We start from the raw sequence: 13,048 nt of genomic DNA on the forward strand, positions 1-13,048 counted from the left end.
AAGGCGGACAGGAAAATATCTCACTCCACAACAATCCCGATGTCGACAATGGAGCCGGTGGGATTTGCGTCACGCCGTAAGCCTTCCGGCGAGCCCAGTCATCCACAGTGGAGTTTCCGGCCGGCTTCCGGCGCAGGTCCGCCCGGCCCCGCCGGGCACCCGCCGGCCGCCATCGGCCCGAGCCGCCCGCCGCCCGGCCGGTGGGCCGGGGCGGTCAACTCCCCCGGCCGACTGGGGAGAACGCGGGCGCGTGCCCGCCCCCTGTGCCAAGCTTCGGGCATGGACGACAAGACCATCCTGAGCCGGATCTCCGAACTCGTCGACGAGGAGCACCGGCTGCGCGCGGCCGCGCAGGAGCACGAGGCCGGCACCGACGACGAGGCACGGGAGCGACTGCAGGCCCTGGAGGAGTCCCTCGACCAGTGCTGGGACCTGCTCCGCCGGCGCCGGGCGGCGCGCCGGACGCACGGCGACCCGGACGCCCAGGGCCAGCGCCCTGTCGCGGAGGTCGAGCGCTACCTCCAGTGACGCCGGGCCGGCGGCGGACCGCCGCGCCGCGTCCCGGGCGGGCCGCCACCCGCCCGGGACGCGGCGCGCTCAGCGCAGCCCCGCCTCCCGCAACAGCACCTCGGTCAGCGCCTCCGGATCGGTCTCCGAGGCGGGCAGGCCGCGGGCGGTGAACCAGGTGCCCACCACCCGGACGTCCCGGCCCAGGAACTCGGCCCCCTGCGGGTTGGCCACCACGTCGACCACCTGCGGCAGGTCGATCATGACCAGCCGCCCGGCGTGCACGAGCAGGTTGTACGGGGACAGGTCGCCGTGGGCGTACCCGGCGCGGGCCAGGACCACCAGGGCGTCGACCAGTTGCTCCCACAGGTCGCGCAGCTCGGCGCCCTCGGGCCGGAGCTGGGCCAGCCGGGGCGCGGCCAGGCCCGCCTCGGCGTCACCGACGAACTCCAGCATCAGCTCGGTGCCGAGCAGCTGGACCGGGTAGGGCACGGCGATCCGCCCGGAGGCCGCGCCGATCTCCCAGAGCCGGGCGAGCGCGGCGAACTCGGCGGCCGCCCACTGCCCGGCGATCACCTGCCGGCCGAACGAGGTCCGGCCGGCCATGGCCCGCATCTCCCGGGAGCGGCGGACCCGGCGCCCCTCCAGGTAGCCGGCGTCGCGGTGAAAGAGGCGGTGCTGGGGATCCCGGTACCGCTTGGCCGCCAGCAGGCAGCCCCGGCCGGTGTCCGGCACGGCACGGCGGACCAGGTGGACGTCCGCCTCCTTGCCGGTCTTCAGCACCCCCAGCTCGGTGTCCTTCGCGGCCAGTTCGGTGACCAGCCACTGCGGGTGGGGCTCCGGCCCGTGCACGGCCAGGTCCCAGGAGGACCAGCTGTCCTCCGCGTCCGGCTCGGCGTCGGGGTCGGTGAGGACCGGCTCGGCGTGCCGGCCCCGCTTCAGGAAGGTGGGTTCGTCGTCGTCAAAACGGCTCTTGCCGCGGCCACGGCGCTGCGGCGCCGGGAAGTCGTGATCGCGCACGGGTGGATCGGTCCTTCGATCGAGGCTGGTGGAGGCAGGTGGTGGGACCCCGCAAAGACGGCCATGACCGACCTCCTCTCCTCGACCGGGCACCGCCCGGCTGCGCCCTCGCGCCGCACCATGGTCACCGGCGGCCCCGGGCGGGTCAACCGAATTTCCGCTCAGCCGGCCAGGACGGCGGCCACCGCGGCGATCAGCCCGTCCACCGTGCGGGTGGGCGCGAACCGGGTGTCCGACCAACGGCGTCCCCGGTGCAGCCAGACGCTGGGCAGCCCGACCGCGGTCGCGCCGCCGATGTCCGCCTCCGGGCTGTCACCGATCACCCAGGCCCCGCGCAGCGGCATCCGGGCCCGCTGGGCGGCCAGCGCGAAGATCCGCGGATTGGGCTTGCTGACCCCGGCCTCCTCGGAGATCACCCAGTCGGCGATGTAGCGGTCCAGCCCGGTCCGGCGGATCTTCGCGTCCTGCTGGCGGGACGTGCCGTTGGTGACCACCACCGGCACCCAGCCGGCGTCGTCGGCGATTTGCAGCGCGCAGGCCACCAGCGGGTCCAGCCGGGTGAACGCCACCACGCCGTCGTGCAGCTCCTCCACCAGGTCGATCGAGGGGATGCGCACGTCGTAGCGGTCGCGGATCGCGTCGGCGACGTCCCAGCGGTCGGTCAGGCCGTCGGCGTCGACGGAGAGCAACCACTCGATGTCGCTGGGCGGAGCGCCGATGCTGTCCAGGAACCGCTCACCCCAGGCGCGGAACGGCCCCTCGCGGTCGAGCAGGGTGTTGTCCAGATCGAGCAGGAGCAACGGCACTCGGGAACCCTACGGGACGGGGTGCGCGACCGACAGGCCCGAGGGCACCACGCCGTCCGTCACCCGACGAGCGTCGTTCGGGCGAGCCCCTGATCGGGCAGCCGGTCGGTGAGCATCGTGTGTGCGGCGCGGGTGGCGCCGAGGGCGGCCGGGTCGAGGGTCGCCACCAGCACGTCCTCGCCGGTGTCCGCGCCCCGGGCCAGGGGCCGGCCCTCCGGCTCGTAGACGGCGGCGCCGCCGTTGAACCGCCACGGGTCCGCGCCGCCCACGGCGTTGGCGAAGACCACGAACATGGTGTTGTCCAGGGCGCGCGCGGCGTAGTAGAGGTCGCGGCGGTGCTCGGAGCCGGCCAGGTAGCCACTCGGGCAGAGGTAGCCGTGCGCGCCGGCGACCGCGGCGGCCCGGCCGTGCTCCGGGAAGCAGCCGTCGTAGCAGATGCCGAGGCCGAGCAGCCAGCCGTCGAGCAGGAGCGAGGCGCCCCGCCGGCCGGCGTCGAACAGCTCGCGCTCGCTGCTCCAGAGCTGCTGCTTGTCGTACGCGGCGGTGACCGTGCCGGTCGGGTCGACCAGCAGGGAGGAGATGGTGCGCCGCCGGTCGGGGTGGCGGACCGCCGCACCGATCACCACGCTGGCCCCGCCGTCGCGGGCGGCCGCGCGCAGCGGGTCCAGCCGCGCGTCGTCGACCCGGCCCTCGGGGTCGGCGGCCACGTCGGTGCCGGTCGGGTCGGCCCCCAGGGTCGGCGGGTGGTACGCGGGCAGGAACAGCTCGGGCAGCACCACCACCCGGGCGCCGGCGGCCCGGACGACGAGGCGGGCGGCCAGGGCGGCGTTGCCGGCGACGTCACCCGGGACGGGCTCGGCCTGCACGGTGGCCACGGTCAGCGGGCGGGTGGGCAGGGGCACGGCCTCGGTCACCGGAGGATCGTAACCGGCGCAGCCGGCCGGGTCGATCATGCGAAACCGCATCTCAAGCCGTACGTACGGTTTGCATCGACCGGTTCCACCTGGAACGATCGTGTCGTGCCCAGAGTAAGCCAGGACCAGCTCGACGCGCGCCGGCAGGAGATCCTCGGCGCCGCACGGGCCTGTTTCGCGCGGCACGGCTACGAGGGTGCCACCGTCCGGCGGCTGGAGGAGGCCACCGGGCTCTCCCGGGGCGCGATCTTCCACCACTTCCGGGACAAGGACTCGCTCTTCCTCGCCGTGGCCGAGGACGACGCCGCGATCATGGTCGAGACCGTGGCCCGCAACGGCCTGGTCCAGGTGATGCGGGACCTGCTGGCCGGGGCGGTCTCCCCGGACACCACCGGCTGGCTCGGCAGCCAGCTCGAGGTCTCCCGGCGCCTGCGCACCGACCCCGCGTTCGCCCGGCGCTGGGCGGAACGCTCGGCCGCGATCGCCGAGGCCACCCGGGAGCGCCTGCTCCGCCAGCGGGAGGCCGGGGTGCTCCGCGACGACGTGCCGATCGACGTGCTGGCCCAGTTCCTGGAGCTGGCGTACGACGGGCTGGTGCTGCACCTGGCGATGGGCCGTCCCGCCGGTGACCTGGGCCGGGTGCTCGACCTGGTCGAGGAGGCCGTCCGCCGGCACTGACCGGCCGCGGATCTCGGTCCGGTAACTCGACCGCTCGGGGAGATCACCCCTGGCGGGCCTGCTCCACAATGAGCCGCGACCCCTCGCGACAGGAGCAGAGCATGACAGTCCTCGCGGGCGACACCTGGGGCGTCCCCGGCCCCGTCTTCCTCCGCTGGTACCTCGTGGCGGCCGTCGTGCTGGTCGTCGGCGCCGTGGCGTACCGCTGGCGCGCGCTGGCCGGCACCCCCGTCCACGACGGTGGGCCGCTCGGCCCGCAGCAGGTGGCGTACCTCAACGGGGGCGACCAGCTCGCCGTCTGGACCGCGCTCGGCGGGCTCCGCAGCGCCGGCGCGGTCGGCGTACGCCCCGACCGGCGGCTCACCACCGGCGGCCCGCTGCCCGCCGGGGTCACCCCGCTGGACCAGGCCATCCACCACGCGGCCCACCGGGGCCTGCGCTCCCGGGAGCTGGGCCAGGACGAGTGGGTCCGGCGCGCCCTCGACGAGCTGCGCGACGCCCTCGTGCGCCGCGGCCTGGCACTGGACACGGAACGGCGGGCGATGCTGCGCCGCGGCGCGCTGCTCGTCGGGGCCCTGCTCGCGCTCGGCTTCGTCCGGGCCTTCGTCGGCATGTCCAACAGCCGGCCCGTCGGCTGGCTGATGCTCACCCTGGTGCCGCTGTTCATCGCGTTCATCCTGCTCAACCGGGTGCCCTGGCGCACCCGCGCGGCCGACCGGGCGCTGCGCGAGCTGCGCCGCCAGCACACCTGGCTGCGTCCCTCCGCCGCGCCCGCGTACGCCACCTACGGCCCGTCCGACGCGGCCATGGGCGTCGCGCTGTTCGGCACGGCCACCCTCTGGAGCATGGACCCCGGATTCTCCGAGCAGGCCGAGATCCAGCGCCAGGCCATGGGGTCCGGCGGCAGCTCGGGCAGTTCCTGCGGAGGTGGCAGTTCCTGCGGGGGCGGCAGCTCGTGCGGTGGGGGCAGCTCCTGCGGGGGCGGTGGCGGCTGCGGCGGCGGTGGCGGGTGCGGCGGATGACGGCCGGACCGTCCGGTGTGGGCATCGGGTGGCGGGCGGAGATCGCCGGCTTCGTGGCCGGCCTGCCCGGGCTGCGCTTCGTCGAGGTGGTCGCCGAGACGGTCGCTCCGGCCGGGCCGCTCCCCGACGGCCTCGCCGAGCTGCGCGGGCGGGGCGTCACGGTCGTACCCCACGGGGTGAAGCTCTCCCTCGGCGGCGCGGAGCCGGTCGACCCGGGCCGGGTGGCGCACCTGGCCGGTGTGGCCGCGGCGCTGGACGCGCCGCTGGTCAGCGAGCACATCGCGTTCGTCCGGGCCGGCGGCCTGGAGGCCGGTCACCTGCTGCCGCTGCCGCGCAGCCGGGAGGCGGTGGCCGCGGTGGTGGCCAACGTGCGCCGGGCGCAGGCGGAGCTGACGGTGCCGCTGGCCCTGGAGCCGATCGCCGCCCTGTTCGACTGGCCGGACGACGAGCTGGACGAGGCGGACTTCCTCACCGAGATCCTCGACGCCACCGGGGCGCTGCTGCTGCTCGACGTCGCCAACGTGCACGCCAACGCCCGCAACCGGGGCGGCGACCCGGCCGCCCTGCTGGACCGGCTGCCGCTGGACCGGATCGCCTACGTGCACGTGGCCGGCGGCGCCGAGCAGGGCGGCTTCTACCACGACACGCACACCGACCCGGTCCCCGCCGAGGTGCTCGACCTGGTCCGGGAGCTGTGCGACCGCCGCCGGCCCCCGGCGCTGCTGCTGGAACGCGACGGCCACTACCCGCCCGCCGACGAGCTGCGCGGCGAGCTGGACGCCCTGGCCGCCGCCTCCTCGTACCCGGTGGTCACGTGACCGGCGGGGGCCTGGCCGGGCGGCAGGCGGCGCTGGTCGCGGCGCTGGTGGCCGGCGGGCCGCTGCCGCCCGGGTTCGCCGCCGCGCCGGTGGAGGCGGCCCGGCGGGCGCTGCTGCGCAAGCGGGCCGGCGACGTGGCCCGGCACTGGCCGCTGCTGGCCGCCGGCCTCGGCGACGCCTGGCCGGCCACCTTCGCCGGCTGGGCGGCCGGTCGGCCCACCAACGGCTCGCTGCGCGACGGCTGGGACCTGGCCCGGGAGCTGCGCGACCGGGGCACGCTGCCGCCGCTGGGCGCGGAGGAGCTGGCCGCCCGCGAGGCGGCGAGCCGCTACGACGGCCGCACCGCCCCCCGGCCCCGCCGGCTGCCGGCCGTCGCCTGGGCCGGCGGCGCCGTCGCGGCCCAGCTCGCCGGCCGGGTACGCCTGCTCCGGCCCGCGTCGCGCTGAGAGCGGGTGGCAGGCGCTGCCGGGGTACGGCAGGATCGACGGTATGGATCTCGGACTCGCCGACCGGGTGTACGTGCTGACCGGCGCCTCGGGCGGCCTCGGCTTCGCCACCGCCGAGCAGCTCGTGGCCGACGGTGCCCGTGTGGTGATCTCGTCCCGGGCCCCGGAGCGGGTCGCCGCCGCCGTCGAGGCGCTCGGCGGGCCGGAGCGGGCGATCGGGCTGACCGCCGACCTCACCGACCCGGGCACCCCGGAGCGGCTCGTCGCGGCGGCACGCGAGCGGTTCGGCCGGCTCGACGGGGCGCTGATCTCGGTCGGCGGCCCGCCCCGGGGCACCGCCGCCCAGATCACCGACGAGCAGTGGCGGGAGTCCTTCGAGACGGTTTTCCTGGGCAGCGTCCGCACCGCGCGCACGGTGGCCGCCGCGCTCACCGACGGGGGCGCCGTCGGGCTGGTGCTGTCCACCTCGGTCCGCGGCCCGCTGCCCGGGCTCGGCATCTCCAACGGCCTGCGCCCCGGCCTGGCCGGGGTCGCCAAGGACCTGGCCGACGAGCACGGCCCCCGCGGCGTCCGCGTGGTCAGCCTGCTGCCGGGGCGGATCATGACCGACCGCAACCAGGAGCTGCTGGCCGCGAGCGGCGACGCGGAGCGGGCCCGCGCCGAGGCCGAGGCGTCGATCCCGCTGGGCCGTTTCGGCGACCCCGCCGAGTTCGGCCGGGTGGCCGCCTTCCTGCTCTCCCCCGCCGCCGGCTACGTCACCGGGGTGACCGTGCCGGTCGACGGCGGCGCGCTGCGCGGCCTGTGACCCGCGAGCCGAGGGACGGGCGACGGCGTCGACCCGGGGACGGCCGGCCCGGGGCGCCTGCGCCCGGCGCCACCCGGCCCGGGGCGGCCGAGCCGGACCCGGCGCCGGCCGCGGTGGCCGGGCCGGACCCGGCGGCCGCCACGCGCCGGTATCCCCGGCCGACGAAAGAGCAGCTCGCGGAGGCGGCCGACAAACTGCTGCCGGATCTGATCGCGCCGGGGCTGGACGTGCTGTTCGTGGGGATCAACCCGGGCCTGTGGTCGGCGGCCACCGGCTGGCACTTCGCCCGCCCGGGTAACCGGTTCTGGCCCGCGCTGCACCGGGGCGGCTTCACCCCGCGGCAGTTGCACCCCAGCGAGCAGGACGAGCTGCCCCGCCTCGGGCTGGGCATCACCAACATGGTGGCCCGGGCCAGCGCCCGCGCCGACGAGCTGACCGCCGAGGAGCTGGTCGCGGGCGCGCGGGAGCTGACCGCCAAGGTGGCGCGCTACCGGCCGCGCTGGGTCGCGGTGGTCGGCGTGACCGCGTACCGGATCGGGTTCGCCCGGCCGAAGGCGGGCTTCGGGCCGCAGCCGGAACCGCTCGCGGCGGCCCGCCTGTGGGTGCTGCCCAACCCGAGCGGCTTGAACGCGCACTTCACCCCGGAGACGCTCGGCGCCGCGTTCGGTGAGCTGCGGGCCGCGGTCGCCGGCTAAGCCGCGGTCAGTCCGGCCGCTCCGGCAGCCGCTCCATCCGGTTCCAACCGGTCCAGCCACGGTCGCGCATCAGCTCCACCAGCCGCTCGGCCCGCGGGTCGGTCTCGACGGCGAGCGCGTCCAGCAGGTCGTACGGCAGATCGTCGTGCGCCTCCTCGCCGACGACGAGGTCACCGGACCGGTACGCCTGCTCGGCCAGGGCCGCCAGGATGTCGGCGGCCTCCGCCAGGAGCGACTCGTCGCCCGTGTCGCTGTCGAAGATCTCGGACAGCACCCGGTAGAGCCGGACGAGTTGCGGGTCGTCGAGCTGCGCGAGTTTCGCGGGGATCCACTCGCGGACCTGATCGGGCCACCGGGCCGCGACCAGGATCCAGCCGTTCCGCTCGGCCTCCACCATCCGCTCCGACGCTCCGATGTCCCGGAGCCGATCGAGGTAGGCGACCACCTCCGGCGGGAGCGCCAGGCTGTGCCCGGCGGTGAGCTGCGCGATCTGCTTGCGGCTGGTCTCCAGCCGTTCGATCTCCTGGCACAGGTGGTCGTCGATCCGCCGGACCGCGTCGGCGAAGGCCGCCGGGTCAGCGTCGAGCATCCGGCTGATCCGTGACAGCGGAACGCCGGCGTCGGCGAGGGTGCGGATCTTGATGAGCGACACGACCGCCGTCGCCCCGTACCGCCGGTAACCGGAGGCGTCCCGCTCCGGCTCGGGCAGCAGCCCGATCTGGTGGTAGTGCCGCACCGCCCGCACCGTGACGCCGGCGTACGCCGCCAGTTGACCGATCGTCAGCATGCCCTGATCCTGCCCTCCACCGCCCGGCGCCGGGTCAGGAGATCTTGCGACGGTAGGAGATGCCGGCGAACACGTAGGCCACGACGAGGATGCCGACGCACCAGGCGAGGGCGATCCAGATGTCGGTGCCGACCCGCTGCTGGGTGAACAGGTCCCGGATCGCGTTGACGATCGAGGTCACCGGCTGGTGCTCGGCGAACGCGCGCACCGGGCCGGGCATGGACCCGGTGGGCACGAAGGCGGAGCTGATGAACGGCAGGAAGACCAGCGGGTAGGAGAACGCGCTGGCGCCGTCGACCGACTTCGCGGTGAGGCCGGGGATCACCGCGATCCAGGTCAGCGCCAGGGTGAACAGGAGCAGGATGCCGGCGACCGCGAGCCACGCCAGCACGCCCGCACCGGTGCGGAAGCCGATGAGCAGGGCGACCCCGATCACGACCACGAGCGAGATCAGGTTGGCGACCAGCGAGGTCAGGACGTGCGCCCACAGCACAGCGGACCGCGCGATCGGCATGGACTGGAACCGTTCGAAGATGCCGCCCTGCAGGTCCAGGAAGAGCCGGTAGGCGGTGTAGGAGATGCCCGAGGCGATCGTGATGAGCAGGATGCCGGGCAGCAGGTAGTTCACGTACGAGTCGGACCCGGTCTCGATCGCACCGCCGAAGACGTAGACGAACAGCAGCAGGAAGGCGATCGGCATGATCGCGGTCGTGATGATGGTGTCCGGGCTGCGGGCGATGTGGCGCAGCGAGCGGCCCAGGAGGACGGCGGTGTCGCCGAGGAAGTGCTTGTTCATCGCGCTGCCTTGTCCTTTCCGGCGCCGACGAGGGTGAGGAAGACGTCCTCGAGGGTCGGCTGCTTCTCGACGTACTCGATCTCGGCGGGTGGGAGGAGCCGCTTCAGCTCGTCGAGGCTGCCATTCACGAGGATCCGGCCCTCGTGGAGGATCGCGATCCGGTCGGCGAGCTGCTCCGCCTCGTCGAGGTACTGGGTGGTGAGCAGCACGGTCGTGCCGCCCCGGGCGAGTTCCCGGACGGCCTCCCACACCTCGATGCGCGCCTCCGGGTCCAGCCCGGTCGTCGGCTCGTCGAGGAAGATGACCGGCGGGTTCCCGATGAGGCTCATCGCGATGTCCAGACGCCGGCGCATGCCGCCGGAGTACGTCGCCACCCTCCGGGCGCCCGCCTCGGTCAGCGAGAAGCGCCGCAGCAGGTCGTCCGCGATCGCGCCCGGGTCCTTGAGGTGCCGCAGCCGGGCGACCAGGACGAGGTTCTCCCGCCCGGTGAGGATCTGGTCGACCGCCGCGAACTGCCCGGTGAGACTGATGGACTCGCGTACGTCGGCGGCCTGTGTCGCGACGTCGAAGCCGTTGACCCGGGCGGTCCCGGCGTCGGCCCTGAGCAGCGTGGAGAGGATCCTCACCACCGTGGTCTTGCCCGCCCCGTTCGAGCCGAGCAGGGCGAAGATGCTGCCCCGTGCCACGTCGACGTCCACGCCGCGCAGCACCGTGAGCTGCTTGAACGACTTTTCCAGGCCCCGCACCTGTATCGCGGGCGGTTCGACCTGAGGTGTTGTCGGGATGTTCATGGCAGCCAGCATGGAGGGTTGACGCTGCGTCAGGGTCAAGCCCGCGCGGCGGATTTTCCGGCGGCGGTCAGTTGGAGGCGGCCGGCGGCAGCGCCTCCTGCGCCACGTAGGTGCCGACGGGCACGGTGGTGACCACCGGCTCCGGCTGCTCCGGCTCCTGGTAGGGGGCCGGCGAGTCGGTGACCGCGAACTGGGTGCGGTAGAGCTCGGCGTAGAGGCCGCCGACCGCGACCAGCTCGTCGTGCCGGCCGCGCTCGACGATCCGCCCCTCGTCGAGGACGAGGACCTGGTCGGCGTCGCGGACCGTGGAGAGCCGGTGCGCGATGACCAGCGCGGTGCGCCCGGTCAGCGCCACCGACAGCGCCCGCTGCACGGCCGCCTCGCTCTCCGAGTCGAGGTGCGCGGTGGCCTCGTCCAGGATCACGATCGACGGGGCCTTGAGCAGCAGCCGGGCGATGGCGATGCGCTGCTTCTCGCCGCCGGAGAAGCGGTAGCCGCGCTCGCCGACCGTGGTGTCCAGCCCGTCGGGCAGGGCGCGGATCAGGTCCGCGACCTGCGCCCCGGCCAGCGCGGCCCAGATCTCGTCGTCGGTGGCGTCCGGCTTGGCGTAGCGCAGGTTCTCCCGGATGGTCTCGTGGAACAGGTGCGAATCCTGCGTGACCACGCCGATCTCGTCGCGGAGCGAGGCGAGGGTGGCGTCCCGCACGTCGACCCCGCCGACGAGCACCTGGCCGTCGCTCACGTCGTAGATCCGGGAGATCAGCATGGACAGCGTCGACTTGCCGGCGCCGGAGGGGCCGACCAGGGCCACCATCTGGCCGGGCTCGACGGCGAACGAGACGCCCTTGAGCACCGGCTCGTTGACCGTGCGGTCGAGCGCGGCGACCTCCTCCAGGGAGGCCAGCGAGACCTCGGCGGCACTCGGGTAGCGGAACCGGACGTCGCGGAACTCGACGCGGCCGTTGCCCCGGGGCACCGGCCGGGCGTCGGGCTTCTCCTCGATGCCGGGGCGCAGGTCGAGCACCTCGAAGACCCGGTCGAACGAGACCAGCGCGCTCATCACGTCGACCCGGACGTTGGAGAGCGCGGTGAGCGGGCCGTAGAGGCGGGTGAGCAGCAGCGCCAGCTTGACCACCGTGCCGGCGCTGACCGCACCGGTGACGGCGAGCCAGCCGCCGAGCCCGTAGGTGAGCGCCTGGGCGAGGGAGGCGACGAGCAGCATGGCCACGAAGAAGGTGCGCGAGTACATGGCCGACTGGATGCCGATGTCGCGGACCCGCTCGGCCCGGCCGGCGAACCGGGTCGCCTCCACCTCGGGCGAGCCGAAGAGCTTGACCAGCAGGGCGCCCGAGACGTTGAACCGCTCGGTCATCGTCGCGTTCATCTTGGCGTCGAGGTTGTACGACTCGCGCGTGATCTCGGCCAGCCGCCGGCCGACCCGGCGGGCCGGGATGATGAAGATGGGCAGCAGCACCAGCGCCAGCACGGTGATCTGCCAGGACAGGATGAGCATCGCCCCGGCGGTCAGCACGAGCTGGATGACGTTGCTGACCACGCCGGACAGCGTCGAGGTGAACGCCCGCTGGGCGCCCAGCACGTCGTTGTTGAGCCGGCTGACCAGCGCGCCGGTCTGGGTGCGGGTGAAGAACTGCAGCGGCATCCGCTGCACGTGGTCGTAGACCCGGGTGCGCAGGTCGAGGATGATGCCCTCGCCGATCCGCGCCGAATACCACCGCTGGGCCAGCGAGAAGAGCGCGTCGGCCACGGCCAGCACCGCGATGATCAGCGCGAGCCGGACCACGGTGGCGCCCGCGTCGGGGCCGCGGCCGGCGATCGCGTCGATGACGTCACCGGCGAGCAGCGGGGTGGCCACCCCGATCACCGCCGCGATCACCACGGTGACCAGGAAGACGATGATGTCGCGCCGGTAGGGCTGGGCGAACGCGACGATCCGCCGCGCCGTGCCGCGCTTGAGCTGGTGGGTGGAGATCTCGTCGCGGTTGCGCATCGACCGGAGCATGCTCCAGCCGCCCATGCCGGCACCGCCCATGGGGTTGGACACTCGTCACCTCCGGGTCGTCGGCAGCCGTGGACCGTCGGGATCAATTCTCCTGACGACTACGACAACCTCGCGAGTAACCCGGATCTTCCCGAACGGTCCTTACTATTCGCCCCGCCCGGCCAGGTCGCGGATCCGCCGGGTCTGTGCCTCCCGCTCGGCGCGCTGCTGCTCGGCGTGGCTGCGCCCGCCCGCGCCGGCGAGCAGCGCCTTGATCTCCACGATCGCGTCGCGGTTGTTGGCCAGCAGACCGGCCGTCAGGTCGCGCACCGCGCCGTCGAGGTCCCCGGTCGGGACGACGAGGGTGGCCAGGCCGATCCGGTCCGCCTCGGCGGCGTCCATCCGGCGGCCGGTGGCGCAGATCTCCAGCGCGCGGGAATAGCCGACCAGCTCGGCGAGGCGCTTCGTGCCGGCCAGGTCGGGAACCAGGCCGAGGGTCACCTCGGCCATGGAGAGCCGGGCGTCCTCGGCGAGCACCCGCAGGTCGCAGGCGAGGGCGAGCTGGAAGCCGGCGCCGATGGCGTGGCCCTGCACGGCGGCGATCGAGATGACGTCGGGCCGGTGCAGCCAGGTGAAGCCGCCCTGGTACTCGGCGATCCGGTCGGCGCACTCCTGCTCGGGCAGGGTGGACAGCTCGGCGAAGGAGCCCGGGCCGGAGGAGCCGGCGACCGAGAGGTCGAGGCCGGCGGAGAAGGCCCGCCCCTCACCACGCACCACCACGACCCGGACGTCGCCGGGCAGCTCCCGGGAGAAGTCGCTCATCGCGCGCCACATGGCCGGGGTCTGGGCGTTGAGCACGTCGGGCCGGCACAACGTCACCGTCGCGACCGGCCCGTCGCAGTCGAGTCGCACTCCGGTCGTCTCGGCGGTCACCGGACCACCCGGAGCACAGCGCTGATGGACG

15 protein-coding genes are annotated in these 13,048 nt (G+C 74.4%); 7 read left to right on the forward strand and 8 right to left on the reverse strand.

The window, feature by feature from the left end; translation table 11 throughout:
* Window positions 1-279 precede the first annotated feature (279 nt).
* On the forward strand, window positions 280-528 hold the full coding sequence (locus NFX44_RS26090) for a DUF2630 family protein (protein WP_262286241.1): 249 nt from the start codon (window positions 280-282) through the stop codon (window positions 526-528).
* A 69-nt stretch (window positions 529-597) separates the two neighbouring features.
* Here the strand turns inward: NFX44_RS26090 and NFX44_RS26095 are convergent, their stop codons facing one another.
* The 3 genes from NFX44_RS26095 to NFX44_RS26105 all read right to left on the reverse strand — a co-directional run bounded on the left by NFX44_RS26095 (window position 598) and on the right by NFX44_RS26105 (window position 3,247).
* Window positions 598-1,527: an RIO1 family regulatory kinase/ATPase gene (locus tag NFX44_RS26095; protein WP_262286242.1), complete on the reverse strand. Its 930-nt coding sequence runs from the start codon at window positions 1,525-1,527 to the stop codon at window positions 598-600.
* A 161-nt stretch (window positions 1,528-1,688) separates the two neighbouring features.
* Window positions 1,689-2,333, reverse strand: coding sequence for an HAD family hydrolase (locus tag NFX44_RS26100; protein ID WP_262286243.1), 645 nt, complete (start codon window positions 2,331-2,333; stop codon window positions 1,689-1,691).
* A 59-nt stretch (window positions 2,334-2,392) separates the two neighbouring features.
* Window positions 2,393-3,247: a carbon-nitrogen hydrolase family protein gene (locus tag NFX44_RS26105; RefSeq protein WP_262286244.1), complete on the reverse strand. Its 855-nt coding sequence runs from the start codon at window positions 3,245-3,247 to the stop codon at window positions 2,393-2,395.
* A 105-nt stretch (window positions 3,248-3,352) separates the two neighbouring features.
* On the opposite strand from NFX44_RS26105, the gene NFX44_RS26110 reads away from it, so the two are divergent.
* The 6 genes from NFX44_RS26110 to mug all read left to right on the forward strand — a co-directional run bounded on the left by NFX44_RS26110 (window position 3,353) and on the right by mug (window position 7,711).
* The gene (locus tag NFX44_RS26110) at window positions 3,353-3,925 is read left to right on the forward strand and encodes a TetR/AcrR family transcriptional regulator (protein WP_262286245.1); all 573 of its coding nucleotides are present in this window, start codon (window positions 3,353-3,355) and stop codon (window positions 3,923-3,925) included.
* A 101-nt stretch (window positions 3,926-4,026) separates the two neighbouring features.
* Complete coding sequence (locus NFX44_RS26115; RefSeq protein WP_262286246.1) at window positions 4,027-4,947, forward strand: TIGR04222 domain-containing membrane protein; 921 nt, start codon at window positions 4,027-4,029, stop codon at window positions 4,945-4,947.
* On the forward strand, window positions 4,944-5,765 hold the full coding sequence (locus tag NFX44_RS26120; RefSeq protein ID WP_262286247.1) for a DUF692 domain-containing protein: 822 nt from the start codon (window positions 4,944-4,946) through the stop codon (window positions 5,763-5,765). The genes NFX44_RS26115 and NFX44_RS26120 overlap by 4 nt, the downstream gene beginning before the upstream one ends.
* Window positions 5,762-6,211: a hypothetical protein gene (locus tag NFX44_RS26125; protein ID WP_262286248.1), complete on the forward strand. Its 450-nt coding sequence runs from the start codon at window positions 5,762-5,764 to the stop codon at window positions 6,209-6,211. The genes NFX44_RS26120 and NFX44_RS26125 overlap by 4 nt, the downstream gene beginning before the upstream one ends.
* Before the next feature lie 43 nt (window positions 6,212-6,254).
* Window positions 6,255-7,016, forward strand: coding sequence for an SDR family oxidoreductase (locus tag NFX44_RS26130; protein ID WP_262286249.1), 762 nt, complete (start codon window positions 6,255-6,257; stop codon window positions 7,014-7,016).
* The gene (gene mug / locus NFX44_RS26135) at window positions 7,013-7,711 is read left to right on the forward strand and encodes a G/U mismatch-specific DNA glycosylase (protein ID WP_315974633.1); all 699 of its coding nucleotides are present in this window, start codon (window positions 7,013-7,015) and stop codon (window positions 7,709-7,711) included. The genes NFX44_RS26130 and mug overlap by 4 nt, the downstream gene beginning before the upstream one ends.
* A 7-nt stretch (window positions 7,712-7,718) precedes the next feature.
* Here mug and NFX44_RS26140 read toward each other — a convergent pair whose 3' ends face one another.
* From NFX44_RS26140 to NFX44_RS26160, 5 genes are all read right to left on the reverse strand, one after another.
* Window positions 7,719-8,498, reverse strand: a complete 780-nt coding sequence (locus NFX44_RS26140; RefSeq protein ID WP_262286250.1) for a MerR family transcriptional regulator — start codon at window positions 8,496-8,498, stop codon at window positions 7,719-7,721.
* 34 nt (window positions 8,499-8,532) lie between these two features.
* Window positions 8,533-9,294, reverse strand: coding sequence for an ABC transporter permease (locus tag NFX44_RS26145; RefSeq protein WP_262286251.1), 762 nt, complete (start codon window positions 9,292-9,294; stop codon window positions 8,533-8,535).
* A complete protein-coding gene (locus NFX44_RS26150; RefSeq protein ID WP_262286252.1) occupies window positions 9,291-10,085 on the reverse strand; it encodes an ABC transporter ATP-binding protein in 795 nt (264 codons plus the stop codon). The genes NFX44_RS26145 and NFX44_RS26150 overlap by 4 nt, the downstream gene beginning before the upstream one ends.
* A 67-nt stretch (window positions 10,086-10,152) precedes the next feature.
* Entirely contained in the window at window positions 10,153-12,135 is a 1,983-nt protein-coding gene (locus NFX44_RS26155) for an ABC transporter ATP-binding protein (protein ID WP_262286286.1), read from the reverse strand.
* Window positions 12,136-12,249: 114 nt separating this feature from the next.
* On the reverse strand, window positions 12,250-13,017 hold the full coding sequence (locus NFX44_RS26160) for an enoyl-CoA hydratase/isomerase family protein (RefSeq protein WP_262286253.1): 768 nt from the start codon (window positions 13,015-13,017) through the stop codon (window positions 12,250-12,252).
* Window positions 13,018-13,048: the final 31 nt, after the last annotated feature.

It is taken from the genome of Micromonospora sp. MA102 (assembly GCF_025460765.1).
GTDB classification, from domain to species: Bacteria; Actinomycetota; Actinomycetes; order Mycobacteriales; family Micromonosporaceae; genus Micromonospora; species Micromonospora halotolerans.

Excerpts from the sequence above, each read along its gene's own strand:
- NFX44_RS26150 (WP_262286252.1), bottom strand. The coding sequence starts at position 10,085 with ATGAACATCCCGACAACACCTCAGGTCGAACCGCCCGCGATACAGGTG.
- NFX44_RS26155 (WP_262286286.1), bottom strand. The coding sequence starts at position 12,135 with ATGGGCGGTGCCGGCATGGGCGGCTGGAGCATGCTCCGGTCGATGCGC.
- NFX44_RS26145 (WP_262286251.1), bottom strand. The coding sequence starts at position 9,294 with ATGAACAAGCACTTCCTCGGCGACACCGCCGTCCTCCTGGGCCGCTCG.
- NFX44_RS26120 (WP_262286247.1), top strand. The coding sequence starts at position 4,944 with ATGACGGCCGGACCGTCCGGTGTGGGCATCGGGTGGCGGGCGGAGATC.
- NFX44_RS26090 (WP_262286241.1), top strand. The coding sequence starts at position 280 with ATGGACGACAAGACCATCCTGAGCCGGATCTCCGAACTCGTCGACGAG.
- NFX44_RS26140 (WP_262286250.1), bottom strand. The coding sequence starts at position 8,498 with ATGCTGACGATCGGTCAACTGGCGGCGTACGCCGGCGTCACGGTGCGG.
- NFX44_RS26130 (WP_262286249.1), top strand. The coding sequence starts at position 6,255 with ATGGATCTCGGACTCGCCGACCGGGTGTACGTGCTGACCGGCGCCTCG.
- NFX44_RS26115 (WP_262286246.1), top strand. The coding sequence starts at position 4,027 with ATGACAGTCCTCGCGGGCGACACCTGGGGCGTCCCCGGCCCCGTCTTC.